We start from the raw sequence: 19,673 nt of genomic DNA, 5'->3' as shown, positions 1-19,673 counted from the left end.
AAGTTTGGATGTCAGATTATTCAATTGGCGACCTCTTGTTATCCTTGTGAGCGCATAATCTCATTTGATTGCGCAATTTTCTTTTTCCACTGCTCCGCTCGACGGGTACGGTCAGCAACCTGTCCGACCAGCTGTCCACACGCAGCATCAATATCATCGCCACGCGTCTGACGAATCGTACACACAAAACCGGCATCAGACAAAGTTTTTTGGAAAGAAATAATCCGGTTACGGCTAGAACGGCCGTATGGCGCATGCGGAAACGGATTAAATGGAATCAAATTGATCTTGCTTGGAAGGTTCTTCAACAATTTAATCATCTGTTGCGCATGTTCAGGATGATCATTCACCCCATCCAGCATCACATATTCAATCGTCACGTGTTTACGCGAACTTTCATTACCATCTTTGGCAATGTAACGCTGACAGGCGGCAATCAATTGTTCGAGTGGATATTTTTTATTGATCGGTACCAGCTCATTACGCAGCTCATCATTTGGTGCATGCAATGAAATCGCCAGGGCCACATCAATATCTTTCACCATCTGATCAATTTTTGGCACTACACCTGAAGTTGATAAAGTCACGCGACGTTTGGACATACCATACGCAAAGTCATCCAGCATCACCCGCATCGCGTTAAGCACGGCATCGTAGTTCAGCAATGGCTCGCCCATGCCCATCATCACCACGTTCGTGACCGAACGTTCACGCTCAAGTACAGGCACATCTTCCATATAGGAATAGTTGGCCATCCACAGCTGACCGATGATTTCTGCCTGAGTCAAATCACGCTGAAAACCTTGTTTGCCGGTAGAACAGAAAGAACAGTCCAATGCACAGCCCACTTGGGATGAAATACACAAGGTACGTCGTAAACCGCTACGATGTTCTGCCGGAATCAATACTGTCTCGACCAGAGAACCGTCACCGTCGCCCACACGGAATACCCATTTACGGGTGCCATCTTTGGAATAGTTTTTATGCACCACTTCTGGCGCTTTAATTTCACAAATCTTTTCCAGTTTTTCACGTAGCTTGCCTGAGATATTGGTCATCTCGGCAAAATCTGTTACAAAAAACTGGTGAATCCATTTCATCACCTGTCCGGCACGGAACTTCTTCTCGCCCAGATCTTCGAAGAATTTTTCCATTTGTGGACGTGACATGCCAAGTAAGTTCACTTTTTCCACAGAATTTTGCTGTGCAGGAGTGGACAGAGATTGTTGCTGGGCATCAGAAACTGCTGATGTAGCGACCACGTCAGTACTCATGTGTATTACCTAAACCATGTCTAAAGATGAAAGGAGAAGCTCAATATCTGAGCAAAAAATTATTCAGAGAATAAAAAAACCAGATAAGTATAATAACACTTATCTGGTTTGAATACTGCGTATTAACGCGTACGTGGAGCAATCTCAGTTTGCGCGAAGAAGTAGTTCACTTCACGATCAGCAGATGCTACAGAGTCAGAACCGTGAGCAGCGTTTTCGTCGATGCTTACAGCGAAGTCTGCACGGATAGTACCAGGAGCAGCTTCTTTAGGGTTTGTTGCACCCAGAATGTCACGGTGAGCAAGAACAGCGTTTTCGCCTTCAAGAACTGAAACAACCACTGGACCAGAAGTCATGAATGCAACCAGGTCAGCAAAGAAACCACGTTCTTTATGCTCAGCGTAGAAGCCTTCAGCTTCAGCTTGAGTCAAGTGTTTCATTTTAGTTGCAACGATTTTAAGACCCGCTTTTTCAAAACGAGCAAAAATATCACCAATGTGGTTTTTAGCAACTGCGTCTGGTTTTACAATAGATAATGTACGTTCAATAGCCATGATCGGCTCCTTAAGTCAATTGTTGACATGAAATTTTGCCGCATTATACCGAATAATGGACTTGTTTCTTCGTTTCAGAGGTAAAAATTTTACTTTTTTCAAGCCAGCAATTAACGGGCTTCGTCAATCCATGCCATTTGAATGCCTTCCAAAAGGCCTTCGGTCGATTTATTCGGGTCATCTTCAAAATCAGGCAGTGCACAAATCCAGGCATGCAGATCGGTAAAGCGAACCCATTGCGGATCAACATCCGGATGCGCTTCATACAATTCAATCGCGATATCGAGGGTATCTGTCCAACGTAAACCCATATCTATTCCTAAGCATATCTAGTGTGATGCTGTACTTTAGCAAATCTGCAAAATTCTGCGAGCCTTTCGCCGGGCTTCTGCTTGATTTTTTACAACACAATATTTAAAAATGGCGCCATACATACAATCGCCATTGCCAGCACGCCACCAAGTAAGGCCCCTACCACCACATCGCTTGGATAATGCAGCCCCAGCACCATGCGGGACAAAGCCACCAAAATGGTAAAGGGCAGCATCAGAAACAGTAATGCAGGCACTACATAACCCAGTACCACCGTAGCCATTACAGCATGTAAGGTATGGCCTGAAGGAAAGCTAAAATGATCCAGCGGATGTTCACCCAAGCGGATCACCTGATGCACCTGATAGGGACGCGGCCGTACCGTCTTGGTTTTAAGGACTTTATAAATTAAAGTTCCTACCGTACTACCTAAAACCAGATAGATAATTTGCAGGCTATATATCAAGCCCTGTACGATCCAAACACTCAACACCATCAGATACCAGAAAATCCCATCTCCAAGGCGGCTGACGATTTTAAAAAAGGTGGTAATACGCTCCGAACGGGAAAAGTGATTAAGATAAACACAGCCTTTTAAATCAATTTCCAAAAACTTGAGTTTTGCATTTTGAAATTTCATTGTAGAGCTCTTATTGTTTTATGCCCTGTATTTTTCAGGTTGAACCACCGAATACAAGGCTTGTTCAAATTGATACACTGGATATTGCCAGCCAACTTCTTCAGCTTTTTGACGTGCCAGACTCCCCATCTGTTGTAGACAGAGCAGATCTGGCAGCTCAAGCATATTCTGTATAAAAGCTTGCTGATTTCCACGTGCACTTAAATAACCTGTTTGACCATGCCGGATATGTAAATGCGCACAGGCATAATCATACGCAATCACTGGCAAACCACTTGCCATTGCCTCTAAAACCACATTACCGAAGGTTTCGACCTGACTGGCAAAACAAAATACATCTGCACTGGCATAAGCCTGTGATAATTTTTGACCCGACAAACTTCCTGTAAAAATAACACTTCCATCCTGATTAAGCCGCTCCAACCTAGCCCGATCAGGTCCATCGCCTACGATGACCAGACGTATATTCTGCTGATACAGCTGGCGCATTCTCAAATACACCTGAATCAAGACATTCACCTCTTTTTCTGGTGAAAGCCTGCCTACATAGAGCATCACGCGAGTCGTGGCAGAGACACCCCAAGCATAACGCAATTCGGGTGAGCGCCACTTTGGTGAAAATGTATCCGTATCGACACCACGGCCTACAACAGCAAGCCGGCAAGTGACCCCAAAATCGGTCAGGGCTTGTGCCGTTTCCTGACTAGGCACACATGTCAGAGCAGTATTGTTATGAAACCACTTTAAATAATTCTGGATCGGTTTAACCAGAAAAGCCAAATCAAAGAAACGGCTAAAATCCTGAAAGGAGGAATGAAATCCACTCGATACCGGGATTCCCTGCAGCTTTGCCACTTGCTGAGCCACCAACCCCAAAGGACCTTCCGTCACAATATGCACCAGATCCGGATAAAAATCCTCAACTGCCTGATAAATTTTTAAAAATTGAGGCCGACCAAACTGTAGATGTGCATATCGGGGAATATGATGCGCCTTGACCAGACATTCAGCATAGGCTTTGAATTCACTACAGGTTTTTTGTTGTTCTGGGCGAATCAATAAGATTTTATGGCCTTGCTTTTGTAAACCTTTACAAAGCTGTAGCAATGAATGTGCCACCCCATTAATTTCTGGTGGCCAGGTTTCGGTCACAATGGCAATTTTTAGGCGGGGACATACCAGACTCTCCAAGGCAGTTTTATAGGGACTGACCGGTCTGCGCTGACCTTTCAAATCAAACTGGATTTTATGAAGAACTGGTCGGTGTTTTAATAATTCTGAGATGGAAGTTTGTGACATCCCGCACCTGTCTAGTTATATTTTTCATTCAGCATAGAAACCGCATATGACTACTTGATGAATCATGAGGCTCAAATACAGTTCCATAACAATATTCATCACTGCCTGTTCAGAGGATGGAATTAAGTGAATATCTGCTTAGACACCAGATACTCACTTACCACGGGTGTCCATTTAGAGTCCTCTCAAGTCTTTCCGGTTTTAGTATCGTCATCAGCTTATTTTTATATTCAAACTCTTAGCATTTAAAAATCGATATCTACTGAGATCTGATCCTGATAATGACCCGCAGGAACACCATTATAAGGATTATCCACCAGTTGAACCGAGACTATATACTTCTGTCTTTGTGTAGGGTTCTGTTTTAATCTCACTCCCCACAAACCACTATTGGCACCACTTAAATTTAATTTAGTTCTTAATTTATGAGGACCATTAGATACATAACTCATGCCGTCCGGACTGATTAAATTCTGACTATTAAATAAAATAGAATAACTGGTATCACATGAAATATTAAAGGAGGTAGCAGCCTGGCTACGCTGATAGCTGGCTAGACGTAATTCTGAATTACTAAAACCATCTATTGAACAATATTTTGCTGCTTCTGTAATTGCACTAACCGATAGGGCGATTATTAATAAAAAGAGTTTTTTCATTTTCTTCTACTCCTACTCACATATAGCTTCTAAAACTTGTTGGTTTGAATTTTGGAACTGATTTTCATTAAGAGTAAATTGGGCCTGGCACTGTTTTCCTCCTTGAGTTTTGACTTTAAGGTTATAGGATCCAGCTTTAAACAAATAGAGATAGACAATACCCTGACTATCCACAAAAGAAGGTTCGCCACTTAAACCATCGACCAGGACTTCAGAACCGATAATTAAATTATTTTGTTGAATATCTTTGATTTTTACCGCAATACGCTTGGTTTTATGAACAGGGAAATTAAACTTATAACCGCGCTGGTCCAATGCAATGAGCTTTTTTGAAGAGTATTCAAAAGTTTCATCCATAGCCAACTGATTCTGGTCAAAAGAAATATCGTAATGAATATAAGGAATAATGTCATGGATAAAGATATAACCTTTATCATTGGTATGGCCAGCGAGTGTTGCTGAACGATAAATATCAAGATTTGGATGCTGATCGACATTGACCAGGGCAAAAGCATTATATGCATATTTAGTTAATGCAACTTTATTACCTAACCAGACCAGAGCTCCTTCAAATAAGGCTTGTGAATTACGTCGATCTTCAAATTCATCATGTGATAACTGTAAATTACCGATACTCGTTTTCCATAAGCCATATGCATTATAATTTACTTCATCATCGCTGCGATTAACGCCTAAAACATAATCAAAACCATTTTGAGTCATCGTCCTATGACTATAACTTAAACTTGTTTCATTATTTTCAGTATCATGATCAAGATAGATTTGTCCTTTGTCTCCCCAATCATAATTAAATGCAATATTGAAACCCTGATCGCCACCTTCACCAAAATCTTTAAAGAAACCGAAGTCTGAATACAGATTTTTTGTTAATCTTTTTGTTGCTCTAATATCAATAATTTGACGGTCATTATCAAAACCTTGATCATTATAGTAAGACTGATAAATGTAGTTAAAGCCCACCCCATCAACAATTTTTAAATTAAAAAAATTAAAATTTAAGGCACTTGAAGTTTTAATACTAGAATCATACAGATCATTGCTCAAATATTTATATTCTTCAGTAAAGTATCGGCTATTCAGGCTATAAGACCAATTTTTAAAACTTCGATTTAATACTAATGAGGCAGCATACCCTTGTTCCTCCTCTTCCTTCGCTTCACTCACTGAAAATGCAGTATCCAAGACAAAATACTTACTCACTCCTTGTGTCCATAAAAAGTCAAAGTTAATTGTTTCTTCACTATATAGAAGATCTCCCCCTAATGTGGTAGAGGAAGTAATACCTCGTCGAAAAAATACTTTTGTAAAAAAGTCACGATAATCATCATCGACATAATCATAATTATATCTTAGCTTCCCTAAGGAAATATTATATTCATTTAGTTTTGGTTTTAATAAGCGACTATTGATATAAATTGGGAAACTTTGAACAGTGCGGTTACCTAGAATATCTTCTACCACCACTTGAGCATCACCAGCCTGATTAAAAATTGCACCTGCAGGTAGGTTATAATTTCCAGGTGTAATAGAATCTCGATAAAGCCTTATCCCATTAATATATAAATCAATGGTTGAAGGTAAGCTTGCGCTGCCATTTAAAGTAGGAGTGTTCCAGTATACGAAGTCTGGCCGATCTGTATAATTGGTTCCAAAACTTAATCCTCCAAACCGGAATGAATTATTAAGCGCATTATAACGACTAGTTGTATCACCTAAAGTTAGGCTTAGAAACTTTTCAGGAAATTCAATATCTAAGGTACTATTTACCCGTAAAAACTGCTGTTCAAACTCTTCGGGATCTTTACGGTACAAAAAAGCATTTTTGAACAACCAGTAATCTTTAAATATACCAACTTCTGAAAACGTATTAAATTCCTGATCCTCTTCATCTCTATTATAAAATAAACTGTAGTTTACGAAGCCTCCAAAATTTGCTTTTTCAGGTGCTGCTACTTCCAAGTCATAAGCAGTTTCCTGGAAATAATTTGAAGGAAAATTAATTTTTATTGCTTGTAAGCTATGGTCATCTTCAAATATAACATCTGGCTGATTTAATAAACAAAAGTCTTTTTTAGTTAAATGGTGTTGAAGTCCCTCAATTCGAATCCCAATTTTATTTAAAGCTTCACACTCTATAAATCTTTTTCCACCTTCTATAAAGGTAGTTGTTTCAGTATTATAATCCAGCCCATTCACCCATATATTTACAATAAAAATTTCCACATTTTCTTTCTGATCTACCTGTTGATTATCTATTGCATTTGTATTTGTTACACCCATACCACACACTATCATTATGAGAATTTTAGTAGCTTTCATAGTATTATCCTTTTACTATTTTTATTCTCTTTAGACCAGCTCTATCCTTTTACAGGAAACTCTAAGTATCCATATTCCTCAACCTTTACTTTTAATTTTAGTTCGCTATTGTTATTCTTAAAGTCACCCAAGTTATACCTAATCTTATTTCCACTTAAAATATATAAAGTCAAATCTTTTTTAAAAACTTCTTTATTTTTATTATCCAATACAACTACCTCAGTAATTTTTGCATGGGATTTTGCTGTATTATCAATATTCAAGTATGCTGAGTTATTTGTTTTTTCTAACTTTATATCAAGTTGAGGCGGCAGTTGCTCTCCAGCAAATAATGGTAATGAAAAATTAAACAAAAAGTTAATATTGGATTTATTTTCAATAGGAGTGACTTCCTTAAAAACAACTCTCCATGATTCTTGTTTTTTTAAATGTAAGGGAGGCTGGCTAAAGCCAATTCTCACAAGCTGCTTGCTTTCAGGCTTTAATTCAAATGTTTTTGGATTAAATAATAAAGTATTATCTTCTACTAAAATATCCTCTCCCTGTTCATCTTGTGTCCATTTAAATGCATTGATTTCAAAAATTTTTGAACTTGCAACCCCACTACTTTCTACACTGATAGTCGTACTTTTCTGTTTCTTAAAATCCTGAATATAAAGTTGTATAGGAGTAAATCTTATTCCCGCAAACAAAGAAGTACTTACTAAGAATAATAAAAAAAATCCTATAATTTTTTTATTCATATTTAACTCCAATTCCATTCAATATAATTTTTATTAAAATAGGAGATGCTTTCCACATCTCCTATTTATTACTTTATATAAGAAATTTTTTTCTTATTATTAGAATTTTACCGCTACAATATAGTTACCGGTATAATTTCCTGCATCTGCATTATCAATAGCGTTACTTGTTACAAGAGCTTTAACATTAAAGCGAACATCTGCATTACCAGTACTTGGTAAAGTAGAACCAGTGTAATCAGAACCTGCTCCATCTTGACGTGTAGTAACCGCAACTGGTACTGAACCTGCGCTACCCGCTAAAGTTGCTGGCGCACTAATGAGTAGGCTATAGCCTGCATTGGTACGTACATCGAAATGTCCATTTGCTGAATAATCACCACCTGGTGTGCCTGCCAATGTCATTGTGGACGTTCCAATATCTAGATCACAATGGCGATCTACTTTCAAATCGATTTTAATTTTTCCGTCACATTTATCTCCACATCCATGTTTACCCGGTTTGTGTGGTTTAGTTGGTTTAGGACCTGGTCTTGCTTCAAGCTCATTTGCATATGCGGCTGTTGAACCAAAACCAACGCTTAATACTAATGCTGCCAGTGCTGCCTGAGTCGTTTTTTTCATGTCTTTCTCCATTCTTTTAAAAAGAATATTTTTGTTTATTTGGTCTCACGGTGAGTAAAACACTCTTATTCTTATGAGCAAAACTACTTACCGTTTTTTTATCTTATTATCATTCGTTTGAAAACATACAAAAATAATACTATTCACAATAATATATTTATTTCGTAGGGATATTTATAAAAACATTATTAGGAGACATAAAATTATAGAGATAGCTAATTAATACCACAGGTGTTACAAATTGTTTTCAATAATTACTTAAAATTTAATATAATCTACACCCCAATATAATTAACACAAGTAACTGAAATACAATAAATTCTCAATAAAAGTAAATTATTACTAAAAGTTTCAAAAATTACACTTCTTAACAAATTGCAGGGAAAAATCATATTTATCTCTCACTTTTTCTTATATTTTTCACACTACATCACACTTTATCTAGAATTTATTTGTTTTTATCGCGTAATCTATCTTTTAATTTCTAAGCTATTTAAAATTTCTTATTCTTGAGCTTTTAAAATCAATCCCTTTATTTAACTATATTGTGAATATTATCTTATTATTTTAAATAATCTGTTAAGACTCTAATTAAATCGATATTCACATGATAATTTATTTAATCTACTCCTATGTTAAATAAACACCAGATAACTTAAATCTCCTGTCCATCAATATTTATTATTTAACTCTAGATCCTAAGCCTTTTACTTTTACACTTTTATTTACTCCCGCTTTAACTAGTATCCTAAAAAATAATTTAGAAAAAACTTCCTTTTTTCATTTCTTATAACTGAAAACTTAAAATAATAAATAAAAAAACCCGCTCAATTCGAGCAGGTTTTTTTATTCAATCAGAAGATAAAAATTAATTCTTTTCTTTATCAACGATTTTGTTTGCTTGAATCCATGGCATCATTGCACGTAACTTGTTACCTGTCACTTCAATACCATGTGCAGCATTTTGACGACGGCGTGCAGTCATAGACGGATAGTTCAATGCACCTTCCTGGATGAACATCTTCGCATACTCACCCGACTGGATACGTTTAAGCGCATTACGCATTGCTTCACGAGACTGTTCGTTGATCACTTCAGTACCCGTTACATATTCACCGTACTCAGCGTTGTTAGAAACCGAGTAGTTCATATCTGCGATACCGCCTTCGAACATCAAGTCAACAATCAGCTTAAGTTCATGTAGACATTCGAAGTATGCCATTTCTGGTGCATAACCCGCTTCAACCAGAGTTTCAAAACCCATTTTAACCAGTTCAACAGCACCACCACACAGAACCGCTTGCTCACCGAACAAGTCAGTTTCAGTTTCTTCACGGAATGAAGTTTCGATAATACCTGTACGACCACCACCTACGCCTGAAGCATAAGAAAGTGCTACGTTACGCGCATTACCAGAAGCATCTTGGTGAATGGCGATAAGGTCAGGAACACCTGAACCACGTTGGTATTCAGAACGTACAGTGTGACCTGGTGCCTTAGGCGCAACCATGATTACGTCTAAATCAGCACGTGGAACCACTTGGTTATAAAGCACAGAGAAACCATGAGCGAATGCTAAAGTAGCACCTTGCTTAATGTTTGGTTCAATGACGTCACGGTAAAGTTGTGATTGGAACTCATCCGGAGTCAAGATCATCACTACGTCAGCTTGTGCTACAGCAGCAGGAACTTCAGCAACTTTAAGACCAGCATTTTCAGCTTTTTTCCAAGAAGTAGAACCTGCACGCAGACCTACAGTTACATCAACGCCAGAATCTTTCAGGTTAAGCGCGTGCGCATGGCCTTGTGAACCATAACCAATGATCGCTACTTTTTTGCTTTGGATGATAGATAAATCACAGTCTTTATCATAAAAAATTTGCATTGCTGTCTCCACTTGAATGCTTATGCTTCCTTTGACCTCAGCCAATGATCTTATTCGTATTCATTGACTGAGATTCTCATTTCACAATGAGTAGAATATGTTAAAAATTAGATAGTTAGAACTTTTTCGCCACGCGCAATGCCAGATACACCTGAACGAACCACTTCCAGAATGGTATTTTCTGCCAAGGCATCAATAAACGCATCAACTTTTTCAGTCGTACCTGCCACTTGAATGGTATAGGTCGTTGGTGTGACATCGACCACCTGACCACGGAAAATATCAGCTGTACGCTTGATTTCGTCACGTGATGAACCTAGTGCTTTGACTTTAATCAGCATGAGTTCACGTTCGATGTGTGCACCTTCAGACAGGTCTACAACTTTAACCACCTCAACCAGCTTGTTCAGCTGCTTGGTAATTTGTTCAATCTTGTGGTCATCACCATATGTAGTGAGCGTTAGACGTGAAAGCGTTGGATCTTCAGTCGGTGCCACATTCAAGGTTTCAATGTTATAGCCGCGCTGAGAAAACAGGCCAACCAAACGTGAAAGTGCGCCCGCTTCGTTCTCTACGAGTACAGAGATAATATGTCTCATGACGTGCGCTCCCCTTTTGATAACCACATATCTTGCATCGACTGACCCGCAACCAACATCGGATAGACGTGTTCACTACGGTCAACCATTACGTTAATAAATACGCATTTGTCGTTAATTGCCATGGCTTCAGCAAGCTTCGATTCAAGCTCATCTGCATGATCAATTTGAATCCCGACATGGCCATAAGCTTCCATTAACTTGGCAAAGTCAGGCAAAGACTCTACATAAGAGCTGGAATGACGACCTTCATAGTTCATATCCTGCCACTGTTTCACCATACCCAAGGCACGGTTGTTCAGACATAGAATCTTCACGTTCAGCCCATACTGCTTACAGGTTGAAAGCTCCTGGATACACATCTGAATAGACGCTTCACCCGTAATACACACCACTTGCTGATCCGGGAATGCAAGCTTTGCAGCCATCGCATAAGGAAGACCAACACCCATGGTGCCCAAGCCGCCTGAATTGATCCATTGACGTGGACGCTTGTAGCGGTAGTGCAATGCACCAAACATCTGGTGCTGACCAACGTCAGAGGTAATGATCGCTTCACCGTTGGTGATCTTGTCTAAAGCACGTACCACCTGTTGCGGTTTCATCGAACCATCAGTCGGTACATCAAACTTCAGGCAGTTGACCTGGCGCCACTCATCAATCTGTTTCCACCATGCCGCAATTGCTTCAGGATTTGGCTTGGAAACATTCATCTGTTTCAACTGGTTCAACATTTCTGTCAATACCGGCTCTACCGCACCCACGATTGGAATATGGGCCATGATAGTCTTTGAAATAGTCGCCGGGTCAATATCAATATGAATGACTTTGGCATTTGGACAGAACTTCGCCGGGTTATTGGTTACACGATCATCGAAACGCGCACCCACACACAGAATCACGTCTGCATTATGCATGGTCATGTTCGCTTCATAAGTTCCGTGCATCCCGAGCATGCCGACAAACTGTGGATCATCGCCAGGGAAAGCCCCTAAGCCCATCAGCGTATTCGTGACCGGGAAGCCCAGCAAATGGGCAAGTTCAGTCAATTGCGCCGAAGCATTGCCCTGAACCACGCCTCCACCCGAGTAAATAATCGGGCGTTTAGCATGAAGCAGTTCGTCAATCGCTTTACGGATTTGTCCGGTATGACCGCGATAAGGCGGCTGATACGAACGCATCTTCACTTTTTCAGGATATTCGTAAGCAAATTTCTCCGCGGGATTGGTCGCATCTTTTGGAATATCTACAACCACTGGACCTGGACGGCCACTCGATGCGATATAAAATGCTTTTTTGATAATCGCAGGAATTTCGCTTGCATGGCGTACCTGAAAGCTGTGCTTCACGATTGGACGGGAAATACCCACCATATCGGTTTCCTGGAAAGCATCTTCACCGATGAGATGGCTTGCAACCTGACCCGACAAAATCACCATTGGGATTGAGTCCATATAGGCCGTTGCAATTGGTGTGACGGTATTGGTTGCGCCTGGGCCTGAAGTGACCAGCACTACACCTGTCTTACCCGTTACGCGCGAGTAAGCATCGGCCATATGACCGGCAGCCTGTTCATGACGTACAAGATAATGATTGACTTTTTCCTGTTGAAAGAGCGCATCGTAAATATGCAGTACTGCGCCGCCTGGGTATCCAAAAACATGTTCAACGCCTTCATCCGCTAATGCGCGAACAAGCATTTCACCACCAGATAAAAGTTCCAACGTGATTCACCCTAATATTATTCACTGCACAAATGGGAGGCATTTGCAGTGTTTCATTTGTTAACTGTCTGCACTGTTATAGCACACAAATTTCATAGTTTTCATAGCAATAGGAAAAAAATCTGATCTTCTTGCTGTTCGAGCAATACAAGATCTAAAACATGTTGGGGTAAACATATTTTGTTGGCTTTGTTCAATTTCTCGGCTAGAAAAATTGCCCATTGCATGACATGACACTTATTCGAAGGGTGATCGATTTAAGGCATATAAAACTATTGCAGCATTCTTGTGTTTTCAGACTCTAAAGTCAAGTTTTAAACACGCTCTCTCTTCCTACTTTTTGACCTGATTTGCTGGTTTTACGTACAATTTAGTCTTGGATTTTTTGTACAGTTCTTACCGATCCAGAAAATATTTATCATTTTCATATTGTTATCTCTTTAATTTTATAAATTTTTAATATGCATTACATAAGAAAAAAGAATGAATTTTTATCTAATTGAATATCATTTTTTATAGATAAACTTTATCTCCTGACTTTTTTCGGTCTTAAAACTTTCTTTTTATTTTTTAATATTACACAATAAATCCAATGACAGCTCCCCCCTTTCTAGAGCAGAAACCATTCAAATAACTCTATTTTTTAAGGATATATAACAAATGAAAAGCACTTTCCTGAAATTAGGTAGTTGTGCTGGTATATTACTCTTTAGTATAACTAGCCATGTTTCTGCAGCGGAATACTATAAATGGGTAGACGCCAAAGGCACCACCCACTACACCAAAACGCCGCCACCAAAGTCTTCTAAAAAAGTTAAAACGGTCGCCACTTATGGCTGGACCAATTCAGCAACAACGCCTTCAGGAACTGGTCAAAATGCAGTTCAACCTGAAAATGGTCATCCAGCCCATGGTCGCCCAAATCCGGCTGGGACTGAAAATGACCAGCAACAACGCGAAGCCAATGAAGCCTTAGAGCGTGGTCAGTCCGAACGCCCATCAGTCTAAGACTCTCTGAAATACCGATTTAGATTTTTCCTGCAGAAACCCGTGCGCAAAATTCACTTTTAGGTGCATTTTGCGCTATGCTGTGCGTTAAATTTTTTAACCATTCTCTTGTATTACGTATATGACTACTCACATTGACCCTGAATATCAAGCCAGTGCGATTGAGCCTCAAGTCCAGCAGGATTGGGAATCTCGCAAAGCCTTTAAAGTTGCCGACACTGTAGAAGGTCCGCGTCGTTATATCCTCTCGATGTTCCCTTACCCGAGTGGCAAGCTGCATATGGGTCATGTGCGTAACTATACGATTGGCGACGTGATCAGCCGTTTTCACCGTTTAAAAGGTGAAACTGTCCTGCAACCAATGGGTTGGGATGCTTTTGGTCTACCTGCTGAAAACGCAGCCATTGCTCATCAGGTGGCTCCGGCAAAATGGACTTTTGAAAATATTGCCTACATGCGTGACCAGTTGAAAAAACTCGGTCTAGCTGTAGATTGGGATCGCGAATTTGCGACCTGTACCCCAGAATACTATCGCTGGGAACAATGGTTATTTGTTCAGCTGTATAAAAAAGGTCTGATCTACCGCAAACTTTCCACTGTGAATTGGGATCCGGTAGACCAGACAGTACTGGCAAATGAGCAGGTGGAAAATGGTCGTGGCTGGCGTTCAGGTGCATTGGTCGAAAAACGTGATATTCCAATGTACTACTTCCGCATTACCGATTATGCCCAAGAACTATTAGATGATTTAGATACATTAAAAGACGGCTGGCCACAACAAGTACTGACCATGCAGCGCAACTGGATTGGTCGCTCACAAGGGATGGATATCACCTTCCCTTCAGCAAATCCTGAGGTTTATGCTGATGGCTTAACGGTATTTACCACCCGTGCCGATACCCTAATGGGCGTGACTTATGTGGCAGTTGCCGCAGAACATCCGATGGCATTAAAAGCAGCTGAAAACAATCCTGAACTTGCTGCATTTATTGAAGAATGCCGTATGGGCTCAGTGGCTGAAGCCGATCTGGCCGTGGCTGAGAAAAAAGGGATGGCAACCGGTCTTTCAGTCAAACATCCGGTGACTGGTGAAGATATTCCAGTCTGGATTGCCAACTATGTATTGATGTCATACGGTTCAGGTGCGGTGATGGCCGTACCTGCACACGATGAACGTGACTTTGAATTTGCCAACAAATATGGCTTGACCATCAAACAGGTCATTGATGCCAAAGGTGCAGAAGACACAGACTTTGATGCGACAGAGTGGCAAGAGTGGTACGGCTCTAAAGCAGGCAAACTGGTCAATTCAGGCGAGTTTGACGGTCTGGATTTCCAGGGTGCATACGATGCATTCCTTGCTAAATTAGAACCAACAGGCCTGGCAAGTTCTAAAGTTCAATTCCGTTTACGTGATTGGGGCGTGTCTCGTCAACGTTACTGGGGTTGTCCAATTCCAATGATTAACTGTGACACATGCGGTCAGGTACCAGTACCTGAAGAACAGCTTCCAGTTGTGCTTCCAACCGATGTGGTTCCAGACGGTTCAGGTAACCCGCTGAACAAAATGCCTGAGTTCTATGAAACCACTTGTCCATGTTGTGGTGGCGACGCACGTCGTGAAACCGATACTCTGGACACCTTTGTAGAATCATCTTGGTACTATGCGCGTTACGCATCTCCTGATTTTACCGATGGTCTGGTCAAACCTGAAGCCAGTCAAACCTGGTTACCAGTGAACCAATATATTGGTGGTGTTGAACATGCGATTCTGCACTTGTTATATGCACGCTTCTTCCACAAACTGATGCGTGATGAAGGTGTGGTACAAGGTAACGAACCATTCACCAACTTGCTTACCCAGGGTATGGTCCTTGCGGATACATACTATCGTGAGGCTGAGTCAGGTAAAAAAACCTGGTTCAATCCAGCCGACATCGATCTTGAACGTGATGATAAAGGCCGCATCATTTCTGCAAAATATCAGGGCGATGGTCAAGATGTCATTGTCGGTGGTCAGGAAAAAATGTCGAAATCGAAAAACAACGGTATCGACCCGCAAGCGATTATTGACCAGTACGGCGCAGATACCGCACGTGTATTCATGATGTTTGCTGCGCCACCGGATCAATCTCTGGAATGGTCAGATGCCGGTGTTGAAGGCGCTAACCGCTTCCTGAAACGTGTATGGCGTTTGGCTGCAGGCTTCCTGGAAAAAAGCAATTCTGCATCTGTTATCGATACAGCAAAACTTTCAACCGCGGCACAAGACCTGCGTCGCAAAACGCACGAAACCATCCAAAAAGTGGGTGATGACATTGAACGCCGTCATGCCTTTAACACGGCCATTGCTGCCATGATGGAATTGTTAAACGCGAATAATAAGTTTGAAGCCAAAGATGACAATGACGTGGCGGTTGCACGTGAATCCATTACCACCCTTCTTACCTTATTGGCTCCGTTTGCACCGCATTTAAGCCAAACTTTATTGGCTAAGTTTGGGATTGAATTGAATTCAACCCTATTCCCGCAAGTGGATGAGTCTGCTTTAACCCGTAATACCCAAACCATTGTGGTTCAAGTCAACGGCAAACTGCGTGGCAAACTTGAAATAGCGGTGGATGCTTCTAAAGATGAAGTTCTGGCACAAGCTAAAGCCTTGCCGGAAGTACAGCAATTCTTGACGGGGCCAACCAAGAAAGAAATTGTGGTACCAAATAAACTGGTGAACCTGGTGGTTTAAAAATCTACCGCTCCCTTACCCTTTCCTAAAAGGAAGGGGCCAATCCCTTCTTTCTCTGGGAGAAGGTTAGGATGAGGGGACAAAAGGATTTCACAATTCCCAAACAAAGCCCGTTGCCAGCCAACGGGCTTTGACTTTACAATCCGTTTCAGGATTTCAAATATTTTCCGCAGGGAAGAATAGAGGACAAAATATGCATTTGGGCAAACGTTTAGCAGCAATTGTTTTAACTTGTGGTCTAAGTGCAGGCTTGGCGGGCTGTGGCTTTCATTTAAAAGGAACTACTTCGAGTTCCGCGCCATTGGCTTACTCCACCATGAGCCTCTCCTTACCTGCCCATACTGAAGAACTTCAGGAAAAGCTTGCAGTCTATCTGGGTGCCGCTGGTATACAGCTAAACAAGGCTCCTAATGCTTATGTATTGCATATATTGGACTATACGCCGCGCCGCTTGGAGTTAAATGGCAAGCTGGTAGAAACCTTGTTACGTTTGAATGTGACTTTCCGTATAGAAGATGCGCAAGGCAAGCCGATTACCGAAGCACGTACGGTGGTAGCAACCCGTACTTATCAATATAATATTGAAACCGTAAACACCGATGACCAGGAACAAAAGTTCTTAAATCAGGTCCTTATTGATGATATTGCCCAGCAGATTGCGCGCCAGATTTCTTCAAATCGGTTACCGCTGGTTAAAGATCGTCCTTCAACTCCGGCTACCCCATAAGATTAAGCGATGAAACTTGACTATCTCCAGGCCCTCAAACGTATTGATGATGCTCGCGGAGCCTGGATATTGCATGGTCAGGAGCCCCTGCTGGAACAGAACCTGCTTGATGCCTTTCGTGCCAGCTGGCAAAAACAGGACATTGAGCGTCAGCGTTATGATATCAGTTCAGTAGCTGACTGGAAAAATGTCTTTAATGCCTTAAATAGTCTGTCTCTTTTTTCCACGCAACTTGCTGTGGAAGTGCATGGCAATATCAAGCCTGATGCGAGTGCTCTTAAATTACTGAAAAGCTATTTGCAGCATAATGAGCACAACCTGCTGTTGGTGGTTATGCCCAAGCAGGACAGTAACAGCCTGAAATCCAGTTTCTTTCAACTGATTGATGCCAATGGGGTGAATGTTTCACTTTCGGCCAATTATCCCAAAGATCGTCAGCAAATTTTGGGAGTAGAAGCGCAAAAGCTGGGCATTCAACTGGCAAATGATGCATGGCAATGGCTGGAGCAGCATCACGAGCATAACCTGCTGGCTGCAAAAAACAGCCTGATGCGGGTCAGTGACACTTTTCCTGAAGTTGATCTGATTCAGATTGATCATCTATATGCCTGCCTGCAAGACCAGTCACGCTATAGTACTTATGATTTAAGTGATGCCTTGCTAAAAGGAGACTTGGCGCAATCGGTAAAAATTTTTCAATATTTAACAGCCTCTGGTGAACCGATGAGCCTGATCTTGTGGAGTATCAGCAAGGAAATGCGTTTGTTGATGCAACTGTTTGAACAACCACAAAATGCTTTGCAACTCGGTATCTGGAAAACCAAGGTAAGTCTATATCAGCAGGCCTTACGTCGCCTCAGTCCACAGGCTTTTTTGGCCTGGCCGCAACTCTTGATCAGCATTGATGCTGCCATTAAAGGGATGTCCAGAGAAAATCCTGAACATCTCATCCTACAGGCCATTGCTGCAATGTGTGGTAAAGACTTATTTTTATCAACCAGCGCTTAACTAAAAAAACGTGCAAACCAGCCTTTGCCTTTTTTCTCTTCCTGTTTACGTAGATAGCTCAACATATTGTCGCGCACTGCATCGACATAGTCTTGATCATCATGTTGAATATGGTTGATCAACCATTTAGACAAAAGGCGATACAAATCTTTTTCAATTGACTCACCCTTCTCAAATTTCAGACGATAATCATTTAATCGTTTAACGAATAATTCATGTATTCCACGATGAGACGGCAAATATTGATAACTGACTTGTTCAAGTAAATTTTCTTCAAAGCTAAAATGCGACTGGGTATAGTCAATTAAGTCATCCAACACCTCTTTGATTTTATCGCGCGCTCCCGTGCTTTTTACCTGTTCCAAAGTATTAATATAATCTAAAATTTGACGGTGCTGATTATCAATCACCTCAATTCCAATATTATAGTTTTCATTCCATTCCATTTTTGAACCCCATCGATTTCCTTAGTAAATTCGTATTATTTTTTACACAAAAACGCCCATATCATCTTTACACAATAAAGACATATTTTTTTTATGGAATTAAATATTACAAGCTTTATTTAGTTAAATCTATATGTAAAACATAGTTTTTTTAGTTTTTAATACTTAGTCTTTAGTCTAAAATATTGACTAACAATTAAGCAGACCAGAGACAAGGTAGACTTATCTTTACAACAAAGATCACTTTAAAAATCTCAGTTATTTTTTTATACATAGGCTTAACTTAGCGCGATTTCAGTTTTTTAGTCAGGGCACAGCTTTCCCCCGCCTAAGCATCATTTTATAAAATAAGCCTGAAACCAAGCTGGTCAACTACCTCATGTTTAGACCAGCAAGACTCAAGTAAGTTCTTCCAATGATGAGTTGGGCTGATCAATAAACTCTATAAAAAATTTAAGTTTTTATTTATTGTTGTACCCAGCAGTAATAGAAAATAATTCTCATTATAAATTAAAAAGTTCACGATTTATCCTAGTTTCTCTTTTATAATCGGCCCTTATCTTCTGACCAGAATCTGTGTTTATCATGCCAAAAATAAAACCAACAAAACTGATCATGGCAGCAGTGATTGCCATTGTACTTATTACCGCTGGATGGTATTTCCTGAAACCCAAAGAACAGCCACCCCAATTTATTACTGCGGAAGCAAGTATCGGCGATATTGAAAACTCGGTACTGGCAACCGGGGTGCTTGAAGCCACCAAAATGGTCAGTGTGGGTGCTCAGGTATCCGGTCAGGTTAAAAAAATGTATGTGCAGCTGGGTGATCAGGTCAAACAGGGGCAGCTGATTGCACAGATTGATTCAGTGCGTCAGGAGAATGATTTAAAAACGGCTGAAGCAAGCATTAAAAACCAGATGGCACAGCTTGCTGTAAAACAGGCCAATCTGGCCAAGGTTAAATGCACTTCCTGCCAGATATGTATGTGCCCTGTGATGCCTGTCAAGGCAAGCGTTATAACCGTGAAACGCTGGAAGTGAACTATAAGGGAAAAAACATCTCAGATGTGCTGGAAATGACCGTCGAA

17 protein-coding genes and 2 pseudogenes are annotated in these 19,673 nt (G+C 40.7%); 6 read left to right on the top strand and 13 right to left on the bottom strand.

Features of this window, described 5'->3' with window-relative positions:
* Positions 1–38 precede the first annotated feature (38 nt).
* From rlmN to E2K52_RS05215, 12 genes are all read right to left on the bottom strand, one after another.
* Positions 39–1,274, bottom strand: a complete 1,236-nt coding sequence (gene rlmN, locus E2K52_RS05270; RefSeq protein ID WP_151204107.1) for a 23S rRNA (adenine(2503)-C(2))-methyltransferase RlmN — start codon at positions 1,272–1,274, stop codon at positions 39–41.
* A 122-nt stretch (positions 1,275–1,396) separates the two neighbouring features.
* Positions 1,397–1,828 (bottom strand): nucleoside-diphosphate kinase, encoded by a 432-nt coding sequence (gene ndk / locus E2K52_RS05265; protein ID WP_035265623.1) that lies wholly within the window; start codon positions 1,826–1,828, stop codon positions 1,397–1,399.
* Between the two features lie 110 nt (positions 1,829–1,938).
* Positions 1,939–2,139, bottom strand: a complete 201-nt coding sequence (gene iscX / locus E2K52_RS05260; protein WP_151204106.1) for a Fe-S cluster assembly protein IscX — start codon at positions 2,137–2,139, stop codon at positions 1,939–1,941.
* 89 nt (positions 2,140–2,228) lie between these two features.
* The gene (locus tag E2K52_RS05255) at positions 2,229–2,780 is read right to left on the bottom strand and encodes a phosphatase PAP2 family protein (RefSeq protein ID WP_151204105.1); all 552 of its coding nucleotides are present in this window, start codon (positions 2,778–2,780) and stop codon (positions 2,229–2,231) included.
* Positions 2,781–2,798: 18 nt separating this feature from the next.
* A complete protein-coding gene (locus tag E2K52_RS05250) occupies positions 2,799–4,079 on the bottom strand; it encodes a glycosyltransferase family 4 protein (protein ID WP_151204104.1) in 1,281 nt (426 codons plus the stop codon).
* A gap of 245 nt (positions 4,080–4,324) precedes the next feature.
* Positions 4,325–4,738, bottom strand: coding sequence for a hypothetical protein (locus E2K52_RS05245; RefSeq protein WP_151204103.1), 414 nt, complete (start codon positions 4,736–4,738; stop codon positions 4,325–4,327).
* Between the two features lie 12 nt (positions 4,739–4,750).
* Positions 4,751–7,078 (bottom strand): fimbria/pilus outer membrane usher protein, encoded by a 2,328-nt coding sequence (locus E2K52_RS05240; protein ID WP_151204102.1) that lies wholly within the window; start codon positions 7,076–7,078, stop codon positions 4,751–4,753.
* Between the two features lie 41 nt (positions 7,079–7,119).
* Positions 7,120–7,821 carry a molecular chaperone gene (locus E2K52_RS05235; RefSeq protein ID WP_151204101.1) on the bottom strand — a complete coding sequence of 234 codons (702 nt, stop codon included), beginning with the start codon at positions 7,819–7,821 and terminating at the stop codon, positions 7,120–7,122.
* A gap of 99 nt (positions 7,822–7,920) precedes the next feature.
* Entirely contained in the window at positions 7,921–8,445 is a 525-nt protein-coding gene (locus E2K52_RS05230; RefSeq protein ID WP_151204100.1) for a DUF4402 domain-containing protein, read from the bottom strand.
* Between the two features lie 868 nt (positions 8,446–9,313).
* Positions 9,314–10,330, bottom strand: a complete 1,017-nt coding sequence (gene ilvC / locus E2K52_RS05225) for a ketol-acid reductoisomerase (protein WP_151204099.1) — start codon at positions 10,328–10,330, stop codon at positions 9,314–9,316.
* 107 nt (positions 10,331–10,437) lie between these two features.
* Positions 10,438–10,929 (bottom strand): acetolactate synthase small subunit, encoded by a 492-nt coding sequence (gene ilvN / locus E2K52_RS05220; protein ID WP_151204098.1) that lies wholly within the window; start codon positions 10,927–10,929, stop codon positions 10,438–10,440.
* Entirely contained in the window at positions 10,926–12,653 is a 1,728-nt protein-coding gene (locus E2K52_RS05215; protein WP_151204097.1) for an acetolactate synthase 3 large subunit, read from the bottom strand. The genes ilvN and E2K52_RS05215 overlap by 4 nt, the downstream gene beginning before the upstream one ends.
* Positions 12,654–13,313: 660 nt before the next feature.
* On the opposite strand from E2K52_RS05215, the gene E2K52_RS05210 reads away from it, so the two are divergent.
* The 4 genes from E2K52_RS05210 (at position 13,314) to holA (ending at position 18,139) form a co-directional block, all read left to right on the top strand.
* A complete protein-coding gene (locus E2K52_RS05210) occupies positions 13,314–13,661 on the top strand; it encodes a DUF4124 domain-containing protein (RefSeq protein WP_151204096.1) in 348 nt (115 codons plus the stop codon).
* A 121-nt stretch (positions 13,662–13,782) separates the two neighbouring features.
* Entirely contained in the window at positions 13,783–16,404 is a 2,622-nt protein-coding gene (leuS, locus tag E2K52_RS05205) for a leucine--tRNA ligase (protein WP_151204095.1), read from the top strand.
* 193 nt (positions 16,405–16,597) lie between these two features.
* Positions 16,598–17,131, top strand: coding sequence for an LPS assembly lipoprotein LptE (lptE, locus tag E2K52_RS05200; RefSeq protein ID WP_151204094.1), 534 nt, complete (start codon positions 16,598–16,600; stop codon positions 17,129–17,131).
* A gap of 9 nt (positions 17,132–17,140) precedes the next feature.
* Positions 17,141–18,139: a DNA polymerase III subunit delta gene (holA, locus tag E2K52_RS05195; RefSeq protein ID WP_151204093.1), complete on the top strand. Its 999-nt coding sequence runs from the start codon at positions 17,141–17,143 to the stop codon at positions 18,137–18,139.
* Here holA and E2K52_RS05190 read toward each other — a convergent pair.
* On the bottom strand, positions 18,136–18,585 hold the full coding sequence (locus E2K52_RS05190) for a bacteriohemerythrin (protein ID WP_151204092.1): 450 nt from the start codon (positions 18,583–18,585) through the stop codon (positions 18,136–18,138). The genes holA and E2K52_RS05190 overlap by 4 nt on opposite strands.
* Before the next feature lie 585 nt (positions 18,586–19,170).
* On the opposite strand from E2K52_RS05190, the pseudogene E2K52_RS05185 reads away from it, so the two are divergent.
* A pseudogene (locus E2K52_RS05185) lies at positions 19,171–19,548 on the top strand (biotin/lipoyl-binding protein); the annotation flags it as partial.
* Positions 19,548–19,673, top strand: a pseudogene (locus tag E2K52_RS15690) (hypothetical protein); the annotation flags it as partial. The pseudogenes E2K52_RS05185 and E2K52_RS15690, both read left to right, overlap by 1 nt.

This window comes from Acinetobacter sp. RF14B, from assembly GCF_006864105.1.
GTDB classification, from domain to species: Bacteria; Pseudomonadota; Gammaproteobacteria; order Pseudomonadales; family Moraxellaceae; genus Acinetobacter; species Acinetobacter lwoffii_C.
Note: the sequence above shows the minus strand (reverse complement) of the source record. Positions and strands in the feature narration are given on the sequence as shown.